Consider the following 26,649-nt stretch of genomic DNA (forward strand, 5'->3'; position numbering starts at 1 on the left):
CTCTGTAATTTATGCACACGTGAACATTTCTCTATAAAAGATGCTGATTACTGCATCTTTTTGACTGAATCTCTAATCATCAGCTCTGTGTGGACATACACTTTTTCCATATGATCTTCTTCTTGCTTTTCACCGTTAATGACGGATAGGATGGCCTCTGCTCCAAGTGCACACATTTTTTCGATTGGCTTTTTCACCGTTGTCAGTGCAGGCGTGGTATAGGATGAAAATGCAATATCATCAAAACCGATAATAGAGACATCACCTGGGCACGTCTTGCCCTTTGCATATAAAGCATTCATCGCACCAATGGCCATGTCATCATTAGAGCAAAAAAGCGCTGTTGGCGGATGATCAAGGGTCAGCAGGGATTCCATTGATTCATAGCCGCTTTTCATATGGTAGTCACCCGCGATCATATATTCTTTTTTCATAGGAATATGGTGATCAATTAACGCTTGGAGAAAACCAGCTTTTCTCTCCTGAGTCGATTTAAAGCCTTCTTTTCCTTCAATGATGGCGATTTGTTGATGGCCTTGCTGAATGAAATAGTGCGCTGCCTGGTATGCTCCTTGACTATCATCTGCTAATATATTCATCACTTCATTACTTTCTACACGGCGGTTCAGCACAATGATTGGAATGCCCTGTTTCTTGACATGATGGATAAACGCTTCATCGTGCTCACTTTGGCTCATCAGCAAAATGCCATCGTAGCGCTGCTTATGAATGGTTGTGTAATCGTGAAAATCGTCAATACCCCTAACAAACAAATTGTAATGCTCTGTCATGACGCTATTGACGCCTTTTAAGGCATCCACAAAGAAGCTTGAGGATGTGCCTTCTGTTAAACTCGTAAAAAACAGACCGATTGTAAACGATTTTTGTGATACAAGGCCTCTGGCATGGACATTTGGTGAATAATTCAGCTGTTTTGCAATCGACAAAATCTTTTGTTTTGTCTTCTCTTTAATAAAAGGACTGTTATTCAAAGCCCTTGATACTGTGGTATGAGAGACATTTGCCAATTTTGCTATGTCTTTAATTGTGACTGTCATGCTATTCCGCCTTTTATGATTTTTTTCCATCTTATCATAAAACCGCTTTCATTTTCTTGCCTTTCTCTTCATGTGGTTTTACTTTGATGATAGAGCTGCTTTGCCCGGTCAAATTGAAAATATTGCTTGGCATTTTCATAGCTGATACCTTTCACAATGCCCCCTAGCAGCTCAAGGTCATAGGGGACTTCTCCTTTTTCTACCCAATCCCCGATAATATCACAAAGCAGCCTTCGGAAATATTCATGCCTTGTATAGGACAAAAAGCTTCTTGAATCAGTCAGCATTCCGATAAAACGGCTGATCAGTCCGATACTGGAAAGAGCCATCATCTGCTCTGTCATTCCTTGTTTCGTATCATTAAACCACCAGGCTGTGCCGTGCTGCATCTTCCCCGGTGTCTTCCCGTCTTGAAAGCTTCCAGCCAATGTTGATATCACGACATTGTCCCTTGGATTCAAGGAATACAGAATCGTGTTTGGCAATGCATCTTTTTGTTCTAAACGATCTAATATGCGGCAAAGCGGCTTTGCAATGTCTTCGTCATTCATCGCATCGTACCCCGTATCTGGTCCGAGCCGCTCAAACATTTTCGTATTGTTATTTCTAAGTGCATTGATATGAAGCTGCATTGCCCAGCCACGCTCACAGTAAGCCTGACCTAGCATAATGAATGTCTCTGTTTTAAATTTGATCTTCTCTTTTTCCGTCAATGGATGACCAGACATTCTTTTATGAAAGATAGTCTCCACTTCTTCTTGTGTCGTTTCTTCATATGTCATTTCATTAATAGCATGATCCGAGATCAAGCAGCCGTGTTCATGGAAAAAATCAATTCTCGCTCTGAGGGCATGTAAGAAGTCTTGGTAGGATTGTATTGGAATAGCTGAAGCCTCTGCCAGCTCATGAACATATTTTTCAAACAGATCATTCGCTATATCTAGAGCTTTATCAGGTCGAAACCCCGGAAGCACTTGTACAGAGAATCCCTCTTCCCGCAGTTTTTGATGATATTGAAGTGAATCGACCGGATCATCTGTTGTCACAACGGTTTCAACGTTTGATTTCATGATGAAGTCTCTCGCCCCAAATCCCTCTCCTTGCAGCTTTTCATTGACTTTCTGCCAAATGATATCTGCATTTTTTTCATTTAATAGGTCTTCGACTTCGAAATACCTTCTCAGCTCTAGATGGGTCCAGTGATAGAGCGGATTTCCTATGGTCATAGGGACGGTCTTCGCCCACGCCAAAAATTTATCATCATCAGATGCATCACCCGTGACGTGCGTTTCAGGAATGCCATTTGCTCTCATGGCCCGCCATTTGTAATGATCTCCATAAAGCCATGCCTCAGTGATATTTCGGAAGGTTTTATTTTCATAGATGTCTTTAGGACTTAAATGGCAATGGTAATCTATGATTGGAAGGTCCTTTGCAAACTCATGGTATAACTTTTCCGCCGTTGGACTGTTTAGTAAAAACTGCTCATCTAAAAAGGCTTTCATCAAATTCCCCCATCCCTCTTATCGTATGAAAATGATTTGTTCACGTTAACAATTTAATTGTAATCGTTTACAAAGTTGATTTCAATCCTAAAATAGGAAAAAACGATCTCCTTCAGAAAGGAAAATCGTTTTTTGGCTATTTTACAGGGGGTGATTTTTTTAGGATAATCGCAATAGTTGTTCCAGCACCAGGTTCACTTTCTACTTGAATATCACCGTCATGCAGTAAGACAAGCTCTTTTGCTATTGCCAGACCAAGTCCTGTTCCATTCGTTGGGTCATTTGTATTTGTCCCTCTATAGTAGCGGTTAAATAAGTGATCGACCGTTTCTTGTGCCATTCCGCATCCGTTGTCTTTCATTTCGATTCGAACTTCTTCATCTGTTTCAGACAAAACAGCTGTAATATGCGTGCCCTTTGGGTTATGCTTGACTGCATTCGCCAGCAGGTTCTCAATCACTCGTCTGAACCAAGCTTTGTCTATCTCAAAGATGACACCGTTTGTTTGATTTTCAAAAGAGGTTGCAAAATCCTCAGAAAAAGAGCTTCTTGAAAACTCGTCCATTATAGAGCCTAAAAACTCATCCAGCTCGACCGGCTTTCGATTAATAGGCAAGGCACCATTTTTCAATCGATACGTGAGGTTTAAATCTTCAATCAAGGTCGACATGTATTCTGATTTCTCACGAATCACCTGTCCCATTTCCATGACTTCTTCCTTGGACCATTGATATTGATCAGATTCAAGCATGAGCCCGTAGCCGTAAATGGTACTAAGAGGTGTTTTCAAATCATGAGACAATCCTGCAATCCATTCTTCTCTTGTGGTTTGAATTTTTCTTCGGTTTGCTTCATTCTCTTTTAATGTAAGCGTGAGCTGATCCATTGTTTTTAGGATATCCTCAAATAATCGGTATTCCCGCTTAATACGACCTTTTTTATTTTTACTGATTGGAATCCCTTTTCTATTTGTTGGTTCCTGTAATTTATTTCTAGATAAGAAAATCAGCCAGCGGATAATGTGATAGATCGGCAGACCATAGCGATACGAGTACCATATTGTCATGACGATAATAATCGTAAGCGCGAGACCTGCAGTTAAGATGGTTGTATATTGATTTAAAGCGTCTGTTTCTTTATCGTATAATCCGTCTGGGCTATATACTTTATTTGGTACAGAAATAATGATATACCGGTTTTTATTCACTCTGATATAAGATAGATCACTTCTAAACTCCCAAGGTTTCGATTGATACTTGAGCAGTTCAACATCTGTTACATCATTTTTCAAATTGGTATTGGCTCGAATGCCTTTTAAATATTTCCCTTCATCATTGAACAGATGAACCGATCCATTCATTCTCTTCAAAAATTCTTTCGTTTCAACCGAATATTGAGATAATGCAGCCAAGTCTTTCTCGTGCTGCTTCAAATAATTGGTGACCTTTGTGCTGTTCGTTTTGAACCCATATAGCACGATAAAGCTTTTTTGATCAATCTCAATGGGCCAGAAGTACATCTTGTAATCTTTATATTGCCTTTTTTCAAAGATCTTGATCATTTCATCCTTTTGATAGGATGTTGGAATGGACTTAGGGCGATGATAGCTATAGACGTTATGTTTTTTTGAATCAATCACTTGCAACCAGCCGTCTCGTTTTCTCACTGCTTGCTTGAGCTGATCATCGGCTTCCATTTCTCCATCCTCGTTAAAATAAAGCCAGCTCATGAGTGTATCTCCATCAGCTTTTGTTAAACCGGTTTCAGCCATGTTCTCGTAGTATTTTTTTAAATATAAATTATCAGAGAACGTATTTCCGATGATAAAAACAGCAATCACAATAAACATTTGTCCGACAAAGTGAAAGAAAAGTTTTGCTCGTAAATTCATGAATTAATGATGAACCTTTACTGGGTGTGGTATAAATTTATATCCCATTCCACGGATCGTCACAATATATTCGGGCTGACTCGGATCTAACTCGATCTTTTCTCTCAGCTTTCGAATATGAACCATCACGGTGTTGTTATCACCATATGATGGAACGCCCCATACTTTCTCATAGATTTGATCTTTTGAAAGAACCACATTCGGATGATCACAAAAGTACTTTAGCAAAGAGAGAAGCTGAGCAGAGCATGCAGTCACCTCTCCTCTTACTTTCAATTCAGCTGAATGAGGATGATAAGAGAAATGAGCATATTCATATTGACTTTGAGCCTCTTCTTGCTCTTCCTTTAAAGAGATATAAGTTCGGTTTAAGTGAGCCTTAATTCTAGCCACAAGCTCTAGCGGATTAAATGGCTTTGTGATGTAATCATCTGCCCCTTGAGCAAAACCGGTCAGTTTATCTACATCAGACGTTCTTGCAGTTAAATAGAAAATGGGTGCTTTCGTATATTTTCTCATTTCAGGAAGAACATCAAAACCAGACTTACCGGGCATCATCACATCTAGAAGTAAGAGGTGGATGTCCTCGTTTTTGACAACATCTAATGCTTCATCTGCATGGTAGGCTTTATATATATGCTTGAAGCCTTCTTTTTTTAATACGCGTTCAACCATTTTGACAATTGCTTCTTCGTCATCTGCAATCAATATTTTTGCTGTTTCCACGCATCTCTTTCCTTTCTAGCTATGATCTCTAACCGTATATTACCATTGTCTAAAGTAAAAAAGTACCTCTTTTCTGCATAAAAGCGAAAAAATATCAACTGGGAAAAATGGTGGTACTAGGAAGTTTCAGAGACGCAAAAAAAACTCGGCTATTCCACCGAGTTCCTTTTACTGCTATTATCCATTCACAGCTTCTAGCTTTCTTTCATGGTTCACCAAATCATATGTTAAACAGATCGGCTTATTCGTTCTAGGATCAAGTACGATTTCTGCATCAATGTGGAATACCTGACCAAGCACCTCTTTGGTCATGACCTCATGAGGCGACCCATCTTTGATGACTTTTCCTTGATTGAGAGCAATCATGTAATGAGAAAAACGTGCCGCATGATTCAAATCATGAATGACCATCAACACAGTTCGTCCCTGTTCTCTATTTAACCGTTCTAGCAGCTGAAGAATCTCGAGCTGATGTGCCAGATCCAAATACGTCGTCGGCTCATCCAATAGAAGCAGTTCTGTTTCCTGGGCAAGTGCCATTGCAATCCATACACGCTGACGCTGTCCACCAGAAAGTGCTTCAATTGGCCTGTCATGAAAAGCAATCATGCCCGTTTCCTCGAGTGCCCATCTGATGATTCGTTTATCTTCATTTGATAAGCGACCAAATCCATTTTGATGTGGGAAACGTCCATATGACACCAGCTCATACACTGTCAGTCCGCTTGGTGCTTCGGGTGTTTGCGGTAGGATCGCCATTTGTTTTGAAATTTCTTTTGTAGGCGTTTGATGAATAGCCTGACCATTTAAGTAAACAGCGCCTTGATTGGACTTCATGATACGGGACATTGTTTTTAAAATCGTTGATTTCCCGCACCCATTCGGTCCGATCAATGTTGTCACCTTGCCTTTTGGGATACTGATATTTAAATCCTCTACAATCAAACGGTCCTGATAACCGATACATAGCTTTTCTGTTTCAAGCGATTTCATATGTTTTTCTCCTCCCTCATTAGTTCGTTTTCATCAATAAGTAAATGAAGTAAGGTGCACCTAAAGCAGAAACGACGAGACCAACTGGCACCTCTGATGGTGCAAGTATGATACGACCGAGTGTATCTGCCAGTAATAATAACAGTGCGCCAATCAACGCGGAGGCTGGTATCATTCCTTGGTGCTTTGGTCCAACAAGCTTTCTCGCCAAGTGCGGTGCGGCTAACCCTAAGAAAGAGATACTACCTGCAACAGCGACACTTGCACCTGCTAATGCAACGGCAATCAGCATCATAAAGCTTCTTTCTTTATGAACTGAAATCCCTAATCCATAGGACAGCTGGTCACCTAAATTCATGATATTTAAGTAGCGTGCTCTCACAAGCGCTAACACAAGGAAAATAAGCATCCATGGCAGAACTGATAGGACATACGTCCAGCTTGAGCCCCAAATGCTTCCTGATAACCACACAATGGCTTGGTTAAAATCATTTGGGCTCATTTTTAATTGAATGACCACAATTGCTGCTGAAAACGCAGCATTGACGCCAATACCCGTTAAAATCAAGCGAACAGGTGTGATGCCTTTTTTCCACGCTAACACATAGATGAGAAATGCAGCAAAGGCTGCACCGGCAAATGCGAAAAGCGGCAGTACAAAAATCGTCAAATGACCTAAGTTCGACATCGTGCCTTGAAATGCAAAGATAAAAAGCACAACAGCAAACCCTGCGCCCGCATTCACACCAAGAATACCAGGATCAGCTAAGCCGTTTTGAGAAACACCTTGCCAGATAGCTCCTGAAACAGCAATAGAAGCACCAACAAGTAAAGCGATGATCATTCTTGGAAGTCTAAATTCGAACAGCACCAGCTCATCCATTTCACTTCCGAGTCCAAAAAATGTTTTCAATGTATCTATCGGAGAAATACGAATTTCTCCGGTATTTAAACTAATCAAAAATACGACGACGATGGCTAAAAAGATCATCAGCATCGTTCGTTTATATTTCTTTTTCTTTGCCTGCTGCACCATTTCCATTTAAATTCCGCTCCTTTCACGTCTAACTAAGTATAAGAAGAAAGGAACGCCTATAATCGCAGTAATGGCACCAACTGGTGTTTCAAATGGAGCATTGACCAGTCTTGCAGCAACGTCTGCATAAATTAACAAGATGGCCCCTAAAATAGCTGAGCAAGGGATGATCCACCGGTAGTCCACTCCGACCAAGAATCGAGTGACATGGGGAATGACAAGCCCGATAAAGCCAATTGAGCCTGCCACTGACACAGCAGCACCGGTTAAAAGAATCACGACCAATATTCCTAGCACCTTGACCGTTTTCGTATACTGCCCGAGCCCTTTAGCCAATTCATCACCTAAGCTCAGTACAGTGATCGAGCGAGCAAGCATCATCGCAATCACAAGCCCTACGATGGCGACTGGAATAACGACCTGAATGTTGCTCCAATTCAAGCCTGCCACGCCGCCTGCGTACCAAAAACTCATGTCTTGAGCGACGTCAAACCGAATGGCAATTGCTGAAGAGATCGAGCTTAAAAGAGCTCCAACCGCCGTACCCGCTAGTGCGAGCTTCACTGGGGTTAGTCCTCCCTTAGACAGGGTACCGACACCAAACACAATAGATGCACCGAGTGCGGCTCCAGCAAATGACCAAAGAATTAATGTGAAAGATGATTGGCCTGGGAAAAATGCAAATGCTATCGCAATCGCAAATGCAGAGCCATTTGTCACACCCATAATTTCAGGAGACGCAAGCGCATTTCTTGTCATCCCTTGCATAATGGCACCAGATACAGCTAAAAAGGCACCGACGAGTGCAGCCCCAACTGTACGCGGCAGCCTCAATTCCCGAATGATTTGATGTGAAGTTTGTTGTGGATCAAAATGAAAAATGGCTTCCCATACCGTGTGTAGATGAATATTTGCTGCTCCTAATGATACCGATAAAAAAAGACCAAATGCTAAAGCGATGATTCCTATGATGACAACAGCTGCTGTTCCAAAAGGCTTTGTGACAATATCCATTGCATCGTCCTTGGCTGGCAGCTGCTTATTCGATTGTGAGCCCAAAACCAGTCTCTTCCTTTCCGTTCATATCTATTCCTTATCAGTGATAATGATTATCAATCTCGAAGTCTAGTATATCATTTTCTTTCCTTTTTGAAATCATTGTTCTGAACATTTTCTTTATTTTCATCAAAAAACCGGGAGAAATTCACCATTTTTCTTTAGGTCCTAACATAGCCGATGCATTTTTCATTCCATCATGTTACGATATAATTGAAATTGAGAATCATTATCACAATAACGTGAATAGGAGAGAATCTTTGTGAAAAAACGATCTGGATTTCTTTTGATATCCTTAGCCTTTCTCATGCTTTTTACAGCTGCTTGCAGCGGCACTTCAAATAAAAAATCTGGCGCCAACCAGGATGACACAATCACCTATCAGGACGTGAAAGGTGAAGTCAAAATCCCTAAAGATCCAAAACGAATTGTGCTTTTGGCAGAAAGCTACTACGGTGACCTCGTGACACTTGGCAAGACGCCGATTGCTACAACTGCCCCCATCTTTAAAAACCCTTTCTATAAAGGCAAAACAGATGGTGTCAAAAACCTTGGAACATCCCCTTCTGTTGAAAAGGTCGCCGCTTTGAAGCCAGATATGATTATTGCTTGGGGAGAAGACGAGAAATTTGATCAATACAAAAAAATTGCGCCAACCGTTGCCATTAAATACAATCAATATTCCTTTAAAGATCAGCTGAAAGAATTCGGTAAAATGACAGGTACACCGAAAAAAGCAGCAGAATGGATCACAAAATGGGATACAAAAATAGCTGAGGTAAAGCCTAAAGTAACAAAAGCGGTCGGTAGCAAAACCGTTTCAATCGTGTCACCCTTTGATAAAGGTATCTATATCTTTGGAAACACCTTTGCACGCGGAGGCGAAATTATTTATGACGAGCTGAAATTACGTGCGCCAAAGGCAGTTAAAAAAGATGCCATCGACAGCGGCGTCGGCTATGCAAACATTTCCCTTGAAAAGCTGCCAGAATACGCAGGCGACTATATTTTCACTAGTCCATGGAGCGGTTCAAAAAGTAAAGGAGACCAGGTATATGAAAGCAGCATTTGGGCATCACTTCCTGCTGTACAAAATAAACACGTATTTGAAATCGATCCTGTCGGTTACTTCTTTAATGACCCAGTGTCACTAGAAGGACAGCTTGAGTTTATTGTGGACCGTTTAACATCTGAATCATAAAAAAACGTTTCTCCATATACGGAGAAACGTTTCCCTTATACCGTTCCTTTGGCAAATCCTTTTGACATCAATGGATAAAGCAAAATACCTACTAAGAACAGACCGATGCCAAGTCCAAATGTTTTAAAATCAGCTGTTCCTGAAATAATGACCCAAGCGGAATACCCCATCGCAACAAGCGCAATGATTCCGTCTCTTGTTCGCTTCCCTTTTTGAAGATCATACGTGTCACCTTGCATGATGACTTTAAAGCTATAGATCGAAGACACAATATACGGAATGAGATACGCAAGTGTCGCTGATGTCGTTAAAAAGGTAAAAGCTTCATTAATCGTACGAGACATCACTGAGAAAATAAACAGCTGTGACATAATGTTTGTAACCGTTAAAGCAAAAACAGGACTGCCTTTTTTGTTTGTTTTTGCAAATACTGCCGGGAAATCGCCAGCCTTTGCTGCTTGATACGGTACTTCTGAACCAAGTAAGATCCAGCCAAGCATCGAGCCAAATAAACAAATAATCGCAAGCAATGCCATTACAATTCCGCCAGCCGGCCCAATAATAAGCTGAAGCACGTCAACGAATGGTTTATCTGAGCCTTGCAACTGATCGTGCGGCAGGACGCCCATTGTAATCAAAGTAATAATCATGTAGATAGAAAGTGCAATTAAAAGTCCTGTAATCGTTGCACGTTTCACATCGCGCTGCGAGGACGCTCTTCCTGATAAAATGACAGCAGACTCGATGCCAATAAATGCCCATAGTGTGGAAATGGCCGCATGATGAATTTGGCCCCCAAGTCCGAGCATTCCTTCGCCCTCTGCTGCAACTGGGAAGTAATAATGTTCAAATAATGCCGTTTGGAATGCAAATAACCCTGCAACAATAAAAAGGACGAATCCAAGTACCTTTGAAAAGGTCGTAATAAAGTTTAATTTACTTGCAGCACTTAAGCTTGTAATTAAGATCGTATGTGTTCCCCAAAGAAGAATGGTACATACAATAAACGTTGTCAGCTGACCTAGTGTGATCGCTTCTTTACCAAAGGTGAATATTTCCGTCTTTACGGTGAGAATTGGGAAAAATGTCGTTAAATAACCGGCAAGACTCGTAATAATCGCGACATTACTAATCCAGCTTGCTACCCAATATCCCCAAACCATTGTAAAACCGGCCGCTTTCCCTTTTTTCGGATCATTAAAAAGCGCTCTTGCATAACTTTGTGGTCCAGCCGTCAGCTGCGGCTTATGAATGGACAAATGCCCAAAAACAAGTGCAATCATCAGCACACCGCCACCTGTGACAAGCCATGCCATCGTCACACCTAAAGGACTCGCATGCTGGGCAAGCGTACTTGGCAGCATAAAGATGCCTGAACCTACCATATTTCCGACGACAAAAGCCGTCAATAACCAAAAACCCCATTTTTTTGTCTGTTCCATTTCCGTACCTCCGTTATATTCACTTCGGACCAGACCCGGCAGTATCTTCATTGATATATTTGTGAAGCAATGACTTGTATTCTTTATGTTCATAATGGGTCACTTTCTTAACAGCATACCCTTATCTTCGGTACTCAGAACATAAAAAAAAGCCTGAACAACAGTCCATGCTTTTCAAAACATACACCTTGATCTCCGGATAGCCCTCCACGCTTCAAAGACGTGGCAGTCCTGCATTTATTCAATGCAGACCCAGCATAAAGAAAGTTGGAGCTCTCTCTACACTTCGGCGCTGATGCCTTTTTTCTCATGATCTTCGATTCCATCTCTCCCATGAGTGACTCATCATCCGCGCAACCTCTACCTCACTGAGACATAGCGTGAGGATTTCTATTCATTTTTACTACACGAAGGTTATCAAACATTCTCACTTCTGTCAAAGGGAAAAACATAGAAAAAGGGCAGAGATCTTTTTCTCTGCCCTATACCTGCTTATTGATCGTTGTTTTTCTTCTTTTGTACAGCTTCCTGAAGCGGATCGCCTGCTAGCTCTTTGCTTGCTTCTTCTAACAGCTGATCTACTTGCTTGTGGTCTTTCTCACTTTTCGCCTTTTTATCCTTTTGGAAAAATGACATCGCTGTTTCCTCCCTTTTCATAAAATGCGGTTGCCTGTTTAATTTGTGCTACAGTTCGCCGCATTATACAAAGTGGAAAGGCTCAATCATCATGAAAGGTCTGTCTCATTTTTTGCAGATATGTCAAAAAGGTCTTTAAATCTTCCTTTGTGAAGTCTGACATCATATGCTGAATCACCTTTCCGAAAAGACGTGTATGCTTTTCATAAATCGCCTGACCTTTTTCGGTGGCTTCTAATCGGACGAGCGAGGGGTCGTCTTTGTCCCGTTCTCTCTGAATATAGCCCTGCTCACATAATTTATTGAGTGCAATGGAGGCTGCACCTGGGTTTAAAGAGAGCCTTTGTTTCAGCTCTTCGGCATGTGATACTTTGCCTTGTATCAAAATAGTAAGAGCATATATCTGCGGAGGCGTGATGTCTTTTTCTAACTCAAGTAACTTGCGGTTTAATTTACGGCTGACTTCATAATGTACAAGAACAATTTCTTTTAAAATGTCTGCATTACCCATCCGAATCGCATCCTTATCGTTAGTATCAACTTGACTTCCTCCTTATTATAGAATGTTTTACCAATCAGCCAACCCTTTTGTCCTTTTTTTCTTTAGAAATAAGCCTTGCTGAATGAATTCACCCTTGATATAGTGAATACTTGAACAAAAAATAGAACAGGAGTACGCATCATGACAGGAAAAACACACATTATGGGCGGAATCGCCGCCTCAACGGCCGTCGCCTACTACTACGGATTTGACCCAGTCATCATGGCTGCAGCTGGATCAGCAGGTGCTTTGATCCCCGATCTTTGCCATACAAAAAGTAAAATCGGTAGAAAATTTCCGCTGCTCTCGGCCCTGATCAGCAGCGTGTTCGGTCATCGCACGTTTACTCACAGTTTATTATTTCTGCTGATCATTTATTTTCTCGCAACAACATACATTCCAAATGACAGCCTAAGTATTGGTTTATTAGTTGGAATGGCGAGCCATCTTATCCTTGATGCTGGAACAGTAAACGGCATTAAATTTTTATTTCCAGCTTCCATTAAAGTGCGTCTCCCCTTCTATGTCAAAACAGGCAGCACAGGAGAACAATTTGTACTAGCTGCTCTCACTGTCGTCACCTGCTATTACATCGCAGTCATCTGCGGCATGTCTATCCCCATCCAGTTCTAACAGAATAAAAAGAGTTTTGCGAAAAAGATAAGATATGAATTGATCATTCCTCATTTTTTTAGTAGGTTTAAGATAAGTGTTTTTGCCTTGCAGCTGAATACAGAATGGTGAGGAGATACATAGATGAAAGCGTTTTTCAAAAATCACTGGTTTTTAGTGTATTCCATCCTCTTCATGTGGATGAAAACATACATCATTTATCAACTAGGTTTTCACATACGAACAGCCAATCTGTTTCATGAATGGCTGCTTTTGATCAATCCACTTAGCTTTATACTCCCTTTGTTTGGGATAGCTCTTTTTTTAAATGAAACCAAACAAAAGGTTTTTTTATTGACTGCAAATTTTATTCTCACGGCGATTCTTATATCGAATACGATCTTTTACGGTTTTTATATTGATTTCATTACCATTCCCGTGCTATTCCAAGCGAAGAACATGGGAGATATGGGCAGCAGTATGACGGAATTATTCCACCCGCTTTTTGTGCTGATGCTCGTTGATTTTGTCGTACTTGCTTGGCTGCTCAAGCGCAGACCATTAGCCCCAAAAGCGTCATACAAGACGATCAAAACATATTATGCGATCTGTTGCAGCTTCCTATTGTTTCATGTCAGCTCAGCTATGATGGATCACCCTCGATTTCTGACAAGCTCTTATGATCGTGAAGTCATTGTTAGAAACCTCGGGCTGTTCCAATTTCATCTGTACGACGGTGCTGCCCAAACGGCACGCATTGGACAAAAAGCTTTTGCAGATGAAGATACGCTTTCTACTGTAGCAAACTACACAAAGGCTGATTACAGCGCACCAAATGAAGAGTACTTCGGACTAGCTAAAGGCAAGAACGTTGTGTTCATTTCACTTGAATCGACGCAGCAATTTGTCATGAATCAAAAGGTAAATGGACAATATATCACTCCCTTTTTAAATCAATTGACTAAAAAGAGTTTTTATTTTGATGAATTTTATCAGCAGACAGAGCAGGGGAAGACGTCCGATTCAGAGTTTATTGTCGCTAATTCTCTCTATCCTTCTAGTAGCGGCGCTGTTTTTTTCACAGCGAGTGACAATGAATATGACACATTATACAAGCAGTTGAAAAAAGAAAACTATCAATCCGTCCAATTTCATGCGAATAATAAAACGTTTTGGAATCGTGATGTGATGTATGAATCTCTAGGAATTGATCGTTTTTACGATGTCGATTCATATGATGTCAATGAACGGAATTCCACTGGCTGGGGTTTAAAGGATATCGACTTCTTTGATCAATCCGTTGATCATTTAAAAAAGTTGAAGCAGCCTTATTACAGTACATTTATTACTTTGACCAATCATTTTCCATTTGAAATTGACCCGCAGGATCAGTTTATTGATGAATATGATTCGTCCAGCACCATTTTAAACCGCTATGTGACGACCGTCCGCTATCAAGATGAAGCGATTAAGATGTTTTTTGATCGTATGAAAGAAGAAGGATTGTATCACAATACGATGTTTGTCCTCATGGGTGACCATTATGGCATCTCTGAGGCACATCATGAGGCAATGGCACAGCTGCTCAATCAAGAGGAAATCACACCGTTTGATGCGGTCAAACTGCAGCGTGTTCCATTTTTGATTTACATTCCTGGTGTCACGGATCAAGCACCGCAGACGATTTCTGAAACAGCTGGTCAAATGGACGTCAAGCCGACACTACTTCACTTGCTAGGGATCGAAACGAAGGATTCCATTCAATTTGGCAATGATTTATTTTCAAATGAACGGACGCCTTTCGCTGTATTGAGAAACGGGAACTTTATTACAGATGATTATCTCTATACAAAGAACACCTGCTATGATCAAAAAACAAAAGAACCCGTGAAGCAGGATGAGGTATGTCAGCCCTATATAGAAAAAGCCAACAAAGAGCTCTCCTTATCAGACAAGGTGATCAATGGGAATTTGCTGCGTTTTTATCAGCAGTAAACAGGATAAAACGATCTCCTTTGTCGTCACGCTAAAAGTCGCCATTAGGCGGCTTTTTCTTCTCTCTTTTTGCTGAAAGCCTATGAATGCTCAAATAAGTTTGCTTATAATAAAGGGAACTACATGATATTGAATGATAAGAGGTGTGAACATGAAGTATACATTCTTAGCCCTCATCTCCCTATGTTTGCTTCTGAGTGGATGCCAAACAGAGATGAAGCGATCTAATTCGAATAAAGAAACAGAGCTTGTGATTTCAGCAGCGGCAAGTCTTCAGGATGCACTAAAGGAAATTGAAGCCTCCTTTCACAAACAGCATCCACATGTGACATTAACGAATAACTTCGGGTCATCCGGCGCATTGAAGCAGCAAATCGCTCAAGGAGCAAAAGCGGATCTCTTTTTCTCAGCAGCTGAGGAGCCTTTTGATGAACTTGTTCAATCCGGAGACATTGATCAAGATTATATCAAGGACGCCATACAAAACGAGCTAGTCCTTATTGTGCCAAAAGATGGCTCTTCCTCTATTAAAAGCTTTCAAGACGTCCAGCACATAAAAGGAAAGATTGCTCTTGGCACACCTGAATCGGTTCCTGCAGGTACATATGGCAAAGAGATCTTCACAAAACTGAACATATGGGACCAAGTGAAAAAGAATGCAGTCTACGGCAAGGATGTGCGGCAAGTTCTAAGCTACGTCGAAACAGGAAATGTTGACGCTGGTGTTGTGTATAAAACAGACGCCCTCGTCTCCAAAAAGGTAAAGATTGCAGCTGAGGCACATTCGGACATGCACTCCCCGGTTATATATCCAGTAGGGATTGTCAAAGGGACAAAACATCTAACAGAAGCCAAGGCCTTTTTTGAATTTCTTCAATCTGATAAAGCCAAATCAATTTTTAAGAAATACGGCTTTCAAGTGTCGTAATGCCTATGCTGACTGAAGACTTTCTATCACCCATTTGGCTGTCCGTTCAAGTGGCCATCGTTAGCGGACTGTTGGCCACTGTCTTTGGCACAACGATTGGCTTTTGGATGGCGCGAATTACTTTTAAAGGGAAAATGATTGTGGAAACGCTCCTGATGATGCCGCTCGTTCTCCCGCCAACTGTCGTTGGCTTTTTATTGCTCATCGTATTCGGAAAGCATAGTGTAATAGGGGACGCGGTTGAATGGATCTTCCATCAGCCGGTAATCTTCACATGGTGGGCGGCGGTCATTGCATCGACTGTCGTGGCATTTCCGCTCATGTATCAATCAGCAAAGGCGGGCTTTTCTACAATTGAGTCAGATATTGAAGGGGCTGCAAAAGTAGATGGTGCTCATTCATTCCAAGTCTTTGCCTATATTACTGTACCTCTTGCCCTGCCGTCCCTCTTGTCAGGCAGCATCCTTAGCTTTGCAAGAGCCCTTGGAGAATTCGGAGCGACTTTAATGTTTGCCGGCAACATCCCAGGAAAAACCCAAACACTCCCAACCGCTATCTATGTGGCGATTGATTCTGGGCGTATGGAACTTGCTTGGGCATGGACGATCTGTATTGTGATCTTATCTTTTATGATGCTTTTGGCTGTTCGTAGAAGCAGTACATAAAAAAACCCCTTTCTCACATGAGAAAGAGGATTTTTTTATTTATTCAAACCCAACCGTCATCGTCTCTGGATTCGAGCCGACGCGCTCGTTATTGTTTAATGCATCGATTTTTTCCATGTCTTCTTTTGAAAGTTCGAAATCAAAAATATCTGCATTTTGTTTAATGCGTTCTTCGTTGATTGATTTAGGAATCGTCACGACGCCGCTTTGCAGATCCCAGCGTAAGATGACTTGCGCAACGGATTTGTTGTAGCGTGCAGCAATGTCCTTTAATACGTCATGATCCAATAGCTTTCCTTGCATAAGCGGAGACCACGCTTCAATTTGAATGCCTTTTTCTTTTGCGTATTGACGCAGTTCGACAAGTGTCAGTTTCGGATGAAATTCAACTTGGTTCACGGCTGGAACAACTTCAGCATCCTTTAATAGCTCTTCTAAATGCTGAATGTAGAAGTTGCTGACGCCAATGGCTCTCACTTTCCCATCCTTGTAAAGCTTCTCAAGCGCACGCCATGTGTCTTTAAATGTTTCTGCATTTGGGCCAGGCCAATGAATCAAATAGAGGTCTAAGTAATCAAGGCCTAATCGATTTAAGCTTGCGTCAAATGCAGCCAGCGCTTTGTCATAGCCTTGATCCGTATTCCATACTTTAGACGTAATGAACAAATCTTCTCGTTTCACGCCAGATTCTTTAATTGCTTTGCCTACGCCTGTCTCATTTTTATAAACGGCAGCCGTATCAATACTGCGGTATCCGTTTCGTATGGCTGCTTTTACGGCATCTACCACTTGATTGCCGTCCTCCACTTTGAATACACCTAAACCAAACCAAGGCATTTCCACTCCGTTATTCAGTGTTACGGTATCATTCAAGCTTTTAACCATTTTAACAACCACCTTTTTCATAGATTCCATCTTTTTCATTATCTCACGTTGTCCATTAAAACTCTATTATCAGACGTTTTTCTTCGCTTCGATGGCTAACAGCAAAGCACCTGTCATGCCGGCCTTGTCTTCAAGTCCAGGAGAGACAATATATGAATCAAGCGGCGGCAGGTCTACATAATCATTGAGATAAGCAGCAAGCTTCTCTCGAATTAGTGGAAACAATTGTTTTTGCTTCATGATGCCCCCGCCCATAATGATGCGCTCTGGGCTTAAAATAAGCGAGTACTGCATCAGCGCCTGCGCCAAATAGTCGGCTTCAAGTGTCCAAACTGATTCTTCCTCTGTTAACTCTTTAGCAGATTTCCCCCACCTTTTCTCAATCGCTGGTCCAGCGGCCAGTCCTTCTAAGCACGTCCCATGCGCTGGGCAGACTCCTTCAAACGGGTCTGATTCATGCTGCCTGACAAGAATGTGCCCCATTTCTGGATGCGAATGACCGTGAAGAAGCTCATTTTTTACAACAGCGCCAGCACCGATTCCCGTACCGACCGTGATATACATACAGCTATTCAGCCCTTTGGCTGCTCCTTTTGTTAATTCACCTAAAGCAGCCGCATTTACATCTGTTGTAAAAGATACTGGGACTTCTAATTGCTTCTCTAGCTCTGGGATGAACGGGTAATGCTTCCACTCTACTTTCGGCGTGTTCATGATATAACCATAGGAAGGGTCGTCCTTTTGGACACAAATCGGTCCAAAGGAGCCGACCCCTAAAGCTTCAATGTCATGCTGCTTGAAAAATGGGATGAGCTTTTGTAATGTTTTTTCTGGGTGCTCTGTAGGTATCGTCATTTCTTCGAGAATGTCCCCGTGCTCATTGCCGATTGCACAACAAAACTTTGTACCGCCAGCTTCAATTGCTCCATAATACGCCATCATTGATCTCCCCCCTGCTTGTTCTCTTTCCTCATCATAAAACATAGGGGAGGAGATGACAACATTACGTATTGGTCAGAAGAACAGCTTCCATATCATTGATATACTCCCTTAGATGATGGGCAATATCACGATTGATTTCACCATTTTCATACAAAGTTTGAATTTCATTTCGAATCGTCTGTACAGCTTGGAAGTTAAGCTCTTTTTTCTTCCGGTCAAACGAACGGTCTTTTTGCTGAAAGAAGCTTGGACCTTGTTCACAGCGATAAATGACTTGGTTGTAAAAGCCAATCACTTGATGACACGTTTGTTTATTTTCATCGGTCATATGCTGTTTGATCGAGTCCACAGCAGCCTCTGCCGTTTTCTTACGGATTTGCTTGTACGAGTCCTCGTTTTCTAAAATACCGCTGGAAACGAGCTGATTCGGCCGCCATAATTGGAGCCATTGAAGCAAGCGTAGAAACTTCACTTTTGAGAAACGAATTTTGAAGGAGTTTGAATACAGCATTTCGAGCTCATGAAATCTTTCTTGCAGCTCATAGGCTTCTTGTTTATCGATTTTCTCTTCCTCAATGAGCTGTTGGAGCTTCATCTGCTCCGCTTTTATTCCATGCAGCCTGATCTTTTTCTCTTGTCTTCTCATCCCGAATTGGTACGGTTCACGCTGGATATTACGCAGCTTCATTCGGTAATCATTGATGAGCGCAAGAGACACTTCTCTGTTGTCTTCATTCATTCCTTCTCTTAGCGTTTTAATGGCACTTCTCAGCAGCTTCCGTTTCGCATGCTGAATCTTTGTATCCAAATCCACAGCGATTTGTTTGTCTTTTTTCTCAGATAGAAGAGGCAGTAACACACTAGCTAAAATGAGTGTACATAAAATGACGCCTGCTGCGAGGAAGATAATCAAATGCCGTTCAGGAAACGGTGAACCGTCCGCAAGTGTAAATGGGATGGAGAAGGCACCGGCTAATGTCACGGCCCCGCGCACACCAGAGAATGTCATGAGCATCGAGGCACGAAGCTTCGGTTTTTTCACGTTTTGCTTTTTTGTTGCGCTCCATTTCCCTGCCCAGAAAAGCCATACCCATAAAAATCTCAGAATCATGAGACATAGCGTAATGATTAAGATGTAACTGATGACCTGCATATTATTAAACGCTTCATCCTGGAAAATAACTGTCGATACATCAGGAATCTGCAATCCTAGAATAACGAAAACAAGTCCGTTTAAAATAAATAAAATAATATTCCATGTGTTTGATGAAGCAATTTGCAGTTTGGCTAAATTTGCTTCCATTCGATCCTGCTCAATGGCATGTGTCACACCACCAGCAACAACGGCTAAAATGCCGGATACACCAATTTCTTCAGCTGCTAAATAGATAACAAATGGTGTAAGGATTTGCAGGATGATGTGCATCGTGACATCGTCCATTCCTAAACGGCGGAGAAAATAGCGAAAACGAATGATAAAAAAGGATAGAATAAATCCAGTCAATAAACCACCTGCGGCAATCAGGACAAAGCTAAAGGATGCCTCAGCAATTGAAAAAGCGCCAGTCACTGTTGCTGCAATGGCAAATTTAAAGGCAACAAGTCCTGATGCATCGTTCATCAATCCCTCGCCTTCCAAAAGTCTCATGATGCCCTTTGGCATATTCACACGGCTGGAAAGAGCACTGACTGCTACCACATCTGTCGGTGATAAAATTGCTGCAAGTGCAAATGCGGCTGGAAGCGGAATGCTTGGGATCATCCAATGGATGGTATATCCCGCGACAATGACTGTCGCAAAGACTAACCCTAAGGCTAACAGAAGAATCGGCGCTCTTAATTTCCACAGCTCGTCCCTTGGAGTACGCTTCCCGTCATTAAATAACAGCGGCGCAATGAATAAAACGAAGAATAGTTCAGGATTTAAAGAAATATGTAAACCTGAAGGAAAAGCTGCCACCAGTATTCCTAAGCCCACTTGAATTAACGGGACTGGAATAAAGGGGACAAAACGATTGATAATATTAGATGATGCAATGAGTGCTAGTAGTACGAGCACTGCTAAAAAAATCTCCACTAATACGTGTCCCTCCTTAATTCATGTTTTCGTCCATTTTTGCTTACATGCAGTGATGTGTTCATTTCAAGAATTCATCCGTTCAAAGATATATGCCTTCTTAGTATTCCGCAAAAAGAGAAACCAACACATAACAATCCATCTAGGCAAAAAAAGACTGAATCCACATATTCAGCCAGCTGACAAAATTTTCATCACATGCATTGTTCTAATGATGAACAAAAAGATCCTGTTTTTATTTTACACGAAAACTCTCTTACCTGCTGACATCCAGCTCGTATTAAACACAAAAAAAGAGCGAAATCGCTCTTTTCTCGTTTTACCCTTTATTTAAAAAATAAGACCTAGCGGGAAGCCGCCATTTGAATAGGTAGGAACACACTCTGCATACGACGAGGATGAGAAACAGCAAATACAAAGCAATCTCTCCTTGTGCTAAACCGAGTCCTACGAGTAAGCCCCCAAGTGCTGCCCAGACTGCGTAAATCTCCGCTTTTAGCACAAGCGGCTTTCGCCCTGCCAATAAATCACGCACAATTCCGCCTCCGCTTCCAGTCAAAATGGCTGCCACAATGACCGCACTGAGCGGGAGCTCTCTTTGCACAGCAAATAATGCACCTTGGATCGCAAACGCTGCTAAGCCAATCGCATCCGAGAAATTCCCCCATGTGCTCCAGTGCTTGAGCAAAAGCTTTGGAAAAAGAAACACAATCGTAATGGATACAAGAGCAATGGTAAACATCTTGCCCTGTGACCATAAAGCAGACACCGGAAGACCAATTAATAGATTCCGAATCGCTCCACCGCCAAATGCTGTCACAATCCCTAAAATGTACACACCAAGAATATCGTACTCTTCCTCCATTGCCACTATCGCACCACTAATGGCGAATGCGATAATACCAATGATACTTAAGACTTCCCATGCCATTTTCCGCTTATCTCCTTACATGATCTGATCATCTCATACTACTCCCTTAATGTATATCTGACATAAGCGAAAAGCAATACAAATTTTCTTTAAATTTTATCTTTTTGCAAAAATAAAAGATAGCCTGCTTAAAAGCAGGCTATCTCTCAATTTTCTTTTGCATTTAAGAGCAGCATACTGATGATAATCAGAATAAATGCAATAAGTGCTAACAGCGGAATGGTGATAAAACCAAACCAGTTCAAATAATCAACAGAACAAGGAATGCCGCTCAGGCAAGGGCGAATCGACGCAAAGCCTGGAATCTTTTGTTCCATATAATGATAGATGGAAAAGCAAGCACCGATCACAGCCAAAGGCAGTACGTAATACTTCACTTTGACATCACCCCGGAACGTAGCAATTCCAAGTAAAAGCACGAGCGGGTACATGAAAATGCGCTGAAACCAGCACATATCGCATGGAATAAACTTTTTAATTTCACTTAAATACAGGCTGCTCATCGTTGCAACGATCGAGACAATCCAAGCACTGTACAAGTAAATAAGCTTATTCTTCATGATTTCTTCCCTTTCAGCTCTTGATCAATTAATTCTTTGATTTCATCATAGTCATAGAAGTTTTGAACTTGTTTATTGTTAATGAAAATCGTTGGTGTTGAATTCACTTTGTATTTGTTCACAAGCTGATCGTCTGTGTTCAGCTGCGGCTGATACGTTTTCTTTGATAAGTTATCTTTGAGTTTGTCCGTATCAATTTTTGTTGTCTTTTTCGCCAGTTCAGTCAGCTTAGCAGGCGTCACCCATTCTGCTTCACTATCTGGCTGTGCTTGATAGACAGCTTCATGGAATGCCCAGAAGTTTTTTGGATCTTCTTTCCATACTTCTTCAGAAGCTAGTGCTGCTAACACTGCGCCATCTCCATGAACAGGCAGTGGCAAGTTAATAAATGAAAATGATACATCGCCTTTATCTATGTAGTCTGCTTTCAGTTTTGGGAAAATGTCTGTTTCGAATGATTTACATGACGGACATTTGTAGTCCCCAAACTCGACAATTTGCACCGCTGCGTTTTTGTCTCCTAAGACAGGCTGTCCTTTAATCGAAGGCTTACTGTCAACTGTTTGTGCTTCTTGGCTGTTCTTGTTTCCAATCACAACAAATAAACCGATGAGAAGAGCTGCGATGATGGTTAAAATGACAGCAAATTTAATGGATGAAGATTGATTATTTTTCTTACTCACATAAGCACCTACCTTATCTTTTTAAAAAGAAAAAGGATAATAGCTCAGGGAAATGCCATTATCCAACTTCTTCTATTTTAACAAGAGGGGGCTCATTATGAAAGATGGTATTCATGAAATTTTCCTTACAATTTTATTTCATGACCCTCATCGCATTTAAAACAGCGAGTACGGTGACACCGACATCTGAGAAGACAGCTTCCCACATCGTCGCAATACCGAATGCACCGAGTAATAGGAAAATGCCTTTGACACCAAGAGCAAATGCGATATTCTGCCAGACAATCCTTCTTGTTCGTTTTGCGACAGCAATAGCCTCTGCTACCTTTGATGGCTGATCCGTCATGATGACGATATCAGCTGCTTCGACAGCTGCATCTGAACCAAGCCCGCCCATCGCAATTCCTATGTCCGCTCTTGCTAATACCGGTGTATCATTAATTCCGTCCCCAACAAATAATAGCTTTTCTTGAGGCGATTTTTTCTGATCAATTTCTTCTAATTTCGTTACTTTATCCTGCGGTAATAATTCTGCATGTACTTCATCAATGCCAATTTGCTTAGCGACCGCAGTTCCAACTTGCTTAGCATCACCAGTGAGCATGACGGTTTGAATACCAGACGCTTTTAGAGCAGATACGGCTTCAATGGCATCGTCCTTTAATTCATCTGCGATCAAAATTGAACCGGCAAACTCACCGTTAATCGCCATGTACACAACGGTTCCGCTTCTTTTTTCTTTTTCATACGCAATGCCTTCTCGCTCCATCAAGCGATGATTTCCCGCTAAGACGTGAGAACCGCTGATGGTCGCCTTAATTCCATGTCCCGCGATATCCTCGTATGCTTCGATCTGGCTTTCATCAAGCGGTGAACTGTATGCCGCTTTAATTGATTCTGCAATAGGGTGAGAGGAATGGGCTTCTGCTAGTGCTGCAAAAGAAAGCAGCTCTTCTTCTGACCACTTATCACTTGCTGTGGCAATATTGGTCACTGTAAAGTTTCCTTTTGTAAGCGTGCCCGTCTTATCAAATACCGCGTATTTCACAGCATTCAATGCTTCTAAATAGTTACTGCCTTTGACAAGGATGCCTCGCTTAGACGCTGCCCCAATTCCCCCGAAAAATCCTAATGGAATGGATACAACAAGAGCACAAGGACAAGAGATCACGAGAAAGACAAGTGCCCGGTATACCCAATCAGACAATTGTGCTGATGGAATAAGAAGAGGCGGCACAAAGGCAAGCAATAAGGCGAGCACGACGACAGCCGGTGTATAATATTTTGCAAACTTTGTGATGAAATTTTCTGTCTGTGCTTTTCGGCTGCTTGCATTCTCAACCAAATCTAAAATTTTCGTCACTGCCGATTCGCTTAACTCTTTTTGCACTTCAATTTCAAGTATACCGTTTTGATTCACAAATCCTGCAAGAACTTCTTTTCCCGCTTCTACATCCCGCGGCACCGACTCCCCTGTTAATGCGGATGTATCAACAAGCGAGAAGCCTTCAGTAACAAGCCCATCCAGCGGTATTTTTTCACCAGGCTTCACGACAATATGGTCACCGGCTTTTACTTCTTCTGGATTTACTTTTTTCGTTTCAATTCCGACTTTTAGATTCGCGTATTCTGGACGTATATTCATTAATTCACTAATTGAACGTCTTGAACGGTTCACTGCCGCCCCTTGGAAGAGCTCTCCAATTTGGTAAAAGAGCATCACTGCCAGTGCCTCTGGATATTGCTGAATAACAAAAGCGCCAACTGTTGCAATGGTCATTAAAAAGTTCTCATCAAACACTTGGCCGCGCACGATATTTTTCAGCGCTTTAAAAACCACATCACCGCCGACTAGTAAATATGCTGCGAAGAACATAAGGAACTTTAATACACCATCTTCAGGTATAAAGAAAGCGGCTGTTCCAATGACTGCACCGCCAATTAATTTCAGCACGATCGTTTTTAAATTTTTCGTCCCATGATCATGATCGTGATGATGACCATCTTCTTTCGGTGATACACTCACATGAGGTTCAATGGACTGAACAGTTTTTTCAATTCGCTTCGACATCGATTCTTGCTTATCTGCATGCGTCACAGTCAAGGTGCCTGTCGCAAAGTTAACAGAGCAAGCTTCCACTCCATCCATTTTGCTGACGCCTGTTTCTATTTTACGTGCACAGTTGCCGCAATCAAGACCGCTTAATACGTATTCATCCTTCATCTTTTTCATGTTCTCACCTTTTTCTATATGATAAGTAACGTTCCCTGGATCGATTCAACCTATTAAAAATTAAAAACTTTATATATGAGCATATATTCATATATTAGATTATCCTTATTATATGAGGATTTCTTATCTTCTGTCAATCATTTATGAAGAAATAATTGGTTTTTTATATCCCATTCTGTCACACGGATTTTCAATAAACCAAGCTCATGTCCCCCGCTCTGCGCATAACATAAAAACGATCGTTTGCCCTCCGACAGAATAAGTACAGCTTTTCTCTTTACAAAAGAAGGACATACGCTTAGAATAAAATAAAAGTTTCCCTAAGGAAACAAATTAGCATTAGAGAATCATTTCATCCTTTAGTCAAAATTATTTAATGTATGCATATATCTTTAGGAAGTGCAATGATGATTGAAAGGGGCCGCAAGAGATGCCAAATGCTTTAACAATTGACCGTCTTCATGTCTCATATCATGGACAGGATGCTTTAGAAAACATCTCTCTTTCCATACAGGAAGGAACGATGACAGGAATCATAGGTCCAAATGGTGCCGGTAAATCAACTTTACTCAAGGCATGCTTGGATTTAATTGAAAAAGACCAAGGGGATATTCGCTTTTTTGACCAGCCCTTTAAACAAGTTAGAAAACAGATCGCCTATGTACCCCAGAGAAATGATCTAGACTGGACGTTTCCTATTCATGTGCTGGATACCGTCCTACTTGGAACATATCCGAAGCTTGGCCTGATCAAACGTCCGAAAAAAGAAGACCGGGCATATGCGTACCACTGTTTAGAAAAGGTCGGCATGCAGGACTTTACTAAAAGACAGATTGGTGAGTTATCCGGAGGTCAGCAGCAGCGTGTCTTCCTTGCAAGAGCACTTGCGCAAAATGCACAGCTCTTCTGTTTGGATGAACCGTTTGTTGGGATTGATATGGCAAGTGAAGAGACGATGGTTCGCATTTTGAAGGAATTACGGGATGAAGGAAAAACCATTTTAGTGGTCCATCATGATTTAAGTAAAGCCGATGATTACTTCAGCCATCTCGTTTTGTTAAATAAAAAACTCATCAAAGCTGGACCTGTACACGACATCCTTCGCCCAGAGGTCATGCTGGAGGCATATGAAACGCAGCTGCCATTCTTAAAATCAGCAGGAGGAGACGCGTAATGGAATTTTTAACCGGACTCTTTGAATATGCATTTTTACAAAAAGCGTTATTTACGTCCGTGATGGTAGGCATTATTTGCGGGGTCATTGGCTGCTTTATCATTTTACGGGGCATGGCCTTGATGGGAGACGCCATATCGCATGCTGTGCTGCCAGGTGTCGCCATCTCTTATATGCTGGGAATTAACTTTTTCTTCGGTGCCGTCTTAACTGGTGTATTAACAGCGATTGGCATTGGATATGTGAGTCAAAACAGCCGAATCAAAAATGACTCTGCGATTGGCATTGTCTTCACCGCTTTTTTTTCAATCGGAATCATTTTGATCACATTTTTGAAAAGTTCCAGTGATTTATATCATATCTTGTTTGGAAACGTTCTAGCTGTTCGATCATCTGATATGTGGATTACGTTTGGCATCGGCATTTTTATCCTGCTGGCCGTCATCGTTTTCTACAAGGAATTACTCATTAGTTCATTTGATCCGGTCATTTCTTCGGTTTACGGTTTACCGAATCGAATGATCCATTATTTTCTCATGACGCTGTTGACCCTTGTGACCGTTGCTTCACTGCAAACTGTTGGGATTATTCTTGTCGTTGCCATGCTTATTACACCGGCAGCCACTGCGTATCTCTTAACAGACCGGTTATGGATCATGATCTATTTATCTGCTTTTTTCGGGGCAGTTTCTGCCGTTGCCGGTCTTGGGCTTAGTTTTACGTATAACTTGTCGTCTGGTGCTTCTATCGTACTGGTCGCGACCATTTTATTCGGGAGTGCCTTTATCCTTTCACCAAAGCAAGGAATTCTATGGAGATCATTAAAATCTAAACGAAAACGAACGCAGCTAAAAAAGGAAGCGTCTATGTAAAAGGAGG

24 protein-coding genes and 1 riboswitch are annotated in these 26,649 nt (G+C 41.6%); of the genes, 7 read left to right on the plus strand and 17 right to left on the minus strand.

Going from position 1 to position 26,649, the window contains the following annotated elements; genetic code table 11:
- Window positions 1-47: 47 nt before the first annotated feature.
- The 7 genes from MHH68_RS15165 to MHH68_RS15195 form a co-directional block, all read right to left on the minus strand.
- Window positions 48-1,058, minus strand: a complete 1,011-nt coding sequence (locus tag MHH68_RS15165; protein WP_180310111.1) for a LacI family DNA-binding transcriptional regulator — start codon at window positions 1,056-1,058, stop codon at window positions 48-50.
- Between the two features lie 68 nt (window positions 1,059-1,126).
- Window positions 1,127-2,563 carry a glucuronate isomerase gene (uxaC, locus tag MHH68_RS15170; RefSeq protein WP_058013701.1) on the minus strand — a complete coding sequence of 479 codons (1,437 nt, stop codon included), beginning with the start codon at window positions 2,561-2,563 and terminating at the stop codon, window positions 1,127-1,129.
- Between the two features lie 136 nt (window positions 2,564-2,699).
- Window positions 2,700-4,454: a HAMP domain-containing sensor histidine kinase gene (locus MHH68_RS15175; protein WP_339163867.1), complete on the minus strand. Its 1,755-nt coding sequence runs from the start codon at window positions 4,452-4,454 to the stop codon at window positions 2,700-2,702.
- A gap of 3 nt (window positions 4,455-4,457) precedes the next feature.
- Window positions 4,458-5,180 (minus strand): response regulator transcription factor, encoded by a 723-nt coding sequence (locus tag MHH68_RS15180; RefSeq protein WP_306011186.1) that lies wholly within the window; start codon window positions 5,178-5,180, stop codon window positions 4,458-4,460.
- 177 nt (window positions 5,181-5,357) lie between these two features.
- A complete protein-coding gene (locus MHH68_RS15185; protein WP_169055691.1) occupies window positions 5,358-6,173 on the minus strand; it encodes an ABC transporter ATP-binding protein in 816 nt (271 codons plus the stop codon).
- Between the two features lie 19 nt (window positions 6,174-6,192).
- Entirely contained in the window at window positions 6,193-7,215 is a 1,023-nt protein-coding gene (locus MHH68_RS15190) for an iron ABC transporter permease (RefSeq protein ID WP_339163869.1), read from the minus strand.
- The gene (locus MHH68_RS15195) at window positions 7,216-8,268 is read right to left on the minus strand and encodes an iron ABC transporter permease (protein WP_339163870.1); all 1,053 of its coding nucleotides are present in this window, start codon (window positions 8,266-8,268) and stop codon (window positions 7,216-7,218) included.
- 259 nt (window positions 8,269-8,527) lie between these two features.
- On the opposite strand from MHH68_RS15195, the gene MHH68_RS15200 reads away from it, so the two are divergent.
- A complete protein-coding gene (locus tag MHH68_RS15200) occupies window positions 8,528-9,466 on the plus strand; it encodes an iron-hydroxamate ABC transporter substrate-binding protein (RefSeq protein WP_339163871.1) in 939 nt (312 codons plus the stop codon).
- A 35-nt stretch (window positions 9,467-9,501) separates the two neighbouring features.
- Here the strand turns inward: MHH68_RS15200 and MHH68_RS15205 are convergent, their stop codons facing one another.
- From MHH68_RS15205 to MHH68_RS15215, 3 genes are all read right to left on the minus strand, one after another.
- Window positions 9,502-10,908 (minus strand): amino acid permease, encoded by a 1,407-nt coding sequence (locus MHH68_RS15205; protein ID WP_058013694.1) that lies wholly within the window; start codon window positions 10,906-10,908, stop codon window positions 9,502-9,504.
- 192 nt (window positions 10,909-11,100) lie between these two features.
- Window positions 11,101-11,279, minus strand: a riboswitch (Lysine riboswitch).
- Window positions 11,280-11,400: 121 nt separating this feature from the next.
- A complete protein-coding gene (sspJ, locus tag MHH68_RS15210) occupies window positions 11,401-11,544 on the minus strand; it encodes a small acid-soluble spore protein SspJ (RefSeq protein ID WP_003213383.1) in 144 nt (47 codons plus the stop codon).
- 82 nt (window positions 11,545-11,626) lie between these two features.
- Window positions 11,627-12,055 (minus strand): MarR family transcriptional regulator, encoded by a 429-nt coding sequence (locus MHH68_RS15215; RefSeq protein WP_058013693.1) that lies wholly within the window; start codon window positions 12,053-12,055, stop codon window positions 11,627-11,629.
- 171 nt (window positions 12,056-12,226) lie between these two features.
- On the opposite strand from MHH68_RS15215, the gene MHH68_RS15220 reads away from it, so the two are divergent.
- From MHH68_RS15220 to modB, 4 genes are all read left to right on the plus strand, one after another.
- Entirely contained in the window at window positions 12,227-12,718 is a 492-nt protein-coding gene (locus MHH68_RS15220) for a metal-dependent hydrolase (RefSeq protein WP_339163876.1), read from the plus strand.
- Window positions 12,719-12,841: 123 nt separating this feature from the next.
- Window positions 12,842-14,692 carry an LTA synthase family protein gene (locus tag MHH68_RS15225; protein ID WP_339163879.1) on the plus strand — a complete coding sequence of 617 codons (1,851 nt, stop codon included), beginning with the start codon at window positions 12,842-12,844 and terminating at the stop codon, window positions 14,690-14,692.
- A gap of 151 nt (window positions 14,693-14,843) precedes the next feature.
- On the plus strand, window positions 14,844-15,620 hold the full coding sequence (modA, locus tag MHH68_RS15230; RefSeq protein WP_268466702.1) for a molybdate ABC transporter substrate-binding protein: 777 nt from the start codon (window positions 14,844-14,846) through the stop codon (window positions 15,618-15,620).
- A complete protein-coding gene (gene modB, locus MHH68_RS15235) occupies window positions 15,620-16,285 on the plus strand; it encodes a molybdate ABC transporter permease subunit (protein WP_339163882.1) in 666 nt (221 codons plus the stop codon). The genes modA and modB overlap by 1 nt, the downstream gene beginning before the upstream one ends.
- A 39-nt stretch (window positions 16,286-16,324) precedes the next feature.
- On the opposite strand, the gene MHH68_RS15240 is transcribed toward modB, so the two are convergent.
- The 7 genes from MHH68_RS15240 to MHH68_RS15270 form a co-directional block, all read right to left on the minus strand.
- Entirely contained in the window at window positions 16,325-17,170 is an 846-nt protein-coding gene (locus tag MHH68_RS15240; protein ID WP_268466706.1) for an aldo/keto reductase, read from the minus strand.
- A 69-nt stretch (window positions 17,171-17,239) separates the two neighbouring features.
- Window positions 17,240-18,109: an ROK family protein gene (locus MHH68_RS15245; protein ID WP_339163885.1), complete on the minus strand. Its 870-nt coding sequence runs from the start codon at window positions 18,107-18,109 to the stop codon at window positions 17,240-17,242.
- Window positions 18,110-18,173: 64 nt separating this feature from the next.
- Window positions 18,174-20,189 carry a Na+/H+ antiporter gene (locus MHH68_RS15250; protein WP_339163886.1) on the minus strand — a complete coding sequence of 672 codons (2,016 nt, stop codon included), beginning with the start codon at window positions 20,187-20,189 and terminating at the stop codon, window positions 18,174-18,176.
- A 319-nt stretch (window positions 20,190-20,508) separates the two neighbouring features.
- A complete protein-coding gene (locus MHH68_RS15255) occupies window positions 20,509-21,120 on the minus strand; it encodes a trimeric intracellular cation channel family protein (protein WP_003212961.1) in 612 nt (203 codons plus the stop codon).
- Window positions 21,121-21,266: 146 nt separating this feature from the next.
- A complete protein-coding gene (locus MHH68_RS15260) occupies window positions 21,267-21,680 on the minus strand; it encodes a disulfide oxidoreductase (RefSeq protein ID WP_144461813.1) in 414 nt (137 codons plus the stop codon).
- Window positions 21,677-22,363 (minus strand): DsbA family protein, encoded by a 687-nt coding sequence (locus tag MHH68_RS15265; protein WP_144461810.1) that lies wholly within the window; start codon window positions 22,361-22,363, stop codon window positions 21,677-21,679. Before MHH68_RS15265 ends, MHH68_RS15260 begins: the two co-directional genes overlap by 4 nt.
- Before the next feature lie 133 nt (window positions 22,364-22,496).
- Window positions 22,497-24,596 carry a heavy metal translocating P-type ATPase gene (locus MHH68_RS15270; protein WP_339163889.1) on the minus strand — a complete coding sequence of 700 codons (2,100 nt, stop codon included), beginning with the start codon at window positions 24,594-24,596 and terminating at the stop codon, window positions 22,497-22,499.
- Window positions 24,597-25,026: 430 nt separating this feature from the next.
- On the opposite strand from MHH68_RS15270, the gene MHH68_RS15275 reads away from it, so the two are divergent.
- Together MHH68_RS15275 and MHH68_RS15280 are read left to right on the plus strand one after the other, a co-directional pair.
- Window positions 25,027-25,770: a metal ABC transporter ATP-binding protein gene (locus MHH68_RS15275; protein ID WP_061409616.1), complete on the plus strand. Its 744-nt coding sequence runs from the start codon at window positions 25,027-25,029 to the stop codon at window positions 25,768-25,770.
- A complete protein-coding gene (locus MHH68_RS15280; RefSeq protein WP_061409618.1) occupies window positions 25,770-26,642 on the plus strand; it encodes a metal ABC transporter permease in 873 nt (290 codons plus the stop codon). The genes MHH68_RS15275 and MHH68_RS15280 overlap by 1 nt, the downstream gene beginning before the upstream one ends.
- Window positions 26,643-26,649: the final 7 nt, after the last annotated feature.

The organism is Bacillus sp. FSL K6-2841 (assembly GCF_037976435.1).
In the GTDB taxonomy this organism is placed as follows: Bacteria; Bacillota; Bacilli; order Bacillales; family Bacillaceae; genus Bacillus; species Bacillus pumilus.

Coding starts and splice junctions, on each gene's coding strand:
- MHH68_RS15260 (WP_144461813.1), bottom strand. CDS start 21,680: ATGAAGAATAAGCTTATTTACTTGTACAGTGCTTGGATTGTCTCGATC.
- MHH68_RS15185 (WP_169055691.1), bottom strand. CDS start 6,173: ATGAAATCGCTTGAAACAGAAAAGCTATGTATCGGTTATCAGGACCGT.
- MHH68_RS15225 (WP_339163879.1), top strand. CDS start 12,842: ATGAAAGCGTTTTTCAAAAATCACTGGTTTTTAGTGTATTCCATCCTC.
- MHH68_RS15205 (WP_058013694.1), bottom strand. CDS start 10,908: ATGGAACAGACAAAAAAATGGGGTTTTTGGTTATTGACGGCTTTTGTC.
- uxaC (WP_058013701.1), bottom strand. CDS start 2,563: ATGAAAGCCTTTTTAGATGAGCAGTTTTTACTAAACAGTCCAACGGCG.
- sspJ (WP_003213383.1), bottom strand. CDS start 11,544: ATGTCATTTTTCCAAAAGGATAAAAAGGCGAAAAGTGAGAAAGACCAC.
- MHH68_RS15220 (WP_339163876.1), top strand. CDS start 12,227: ATGACAGGAAAAACACACATTATGGGCGGAATCGCCGCCTCAACGGCC.
- MHH68_RS15240 (WP_268466706.1), bottom strand. CDS start 17,170: ATGGTTAAAAGCTTGAATGATACCGTAACACTGAATAACGGAGTGGAA.
- modA (WP_268466702.1), top strand. CDS start 14,844: ATGAAGTATACATTCTTAGCCCTCATCTCCCTATGTTTGCTTCTGAGT.
- MHH68_RS15245 (WP_339163885.1), bottom strand. CDS start 18,109: ATGGCGTATTATGGAGCAATTGAAGCTGGCGGTACAAAGTTTTGTTGT.
- MHH68_RS15280 (WP_061409618.1), top strand. CDS start 25,770: ATGGAATTTTTAACCGGACTCTTTGAATATGCATTTTTACAAAAAGCG.
- MHH68_RS15255 (WP_003212961.1), bottom strand. CDS start 21,120: ATGGCATGGGAAGTCTTAAGTATCATTGGTATTATCGCATTCGCCATT.
- modB (WP_339163882.1), top strand. CDS start 15,620: ATGCCTATGCTGACTGAAGACTTTCTATCACCCATTTGGCTGTCCGTT.
- MHH68_RS15275 (WP_061409616.1), top strand. CDS start 25,027: ATGCCAAATGCTTTAACAATTGACCGTCTTCATGTCTCATATCATGGA.
- MHH68_RS15270 (WP_339163889.1), bottom strand. CDS start 24,596: ATGAAAAAGATGAAGGATGAATACGTATTAAGCGGTCTTGATTGCGGC.
- MHH68_RS15175 (WP_339163867.1), bottom strand. CDS start 4,454: ATGAATTTACGAGCAAAACTTTTCTTTCACTTTGTCGGACAAATGTTT.
- MHH68_RS15190 (WP_339163869.1), bottom strand. CDS start 7,215: ATGGAAATGGTGCAGCAGGCAAAGAAAAAGAAATATAAACGAACGATG.
- MHH68_RS15215 (WP_058013693.1), bottom strand. CDS start 12,055: ATGGGTAATGCAGACATTTTAAAAGAAATTGTTCTTGTACATTATGAA.
- MHH68_RS15165 (WP_180310111.1), bottom strand. CDS start 1,058: ATGACAGTCACAATTAAAGACATAGCAAAATTGGCAAATGTCTCTCAT.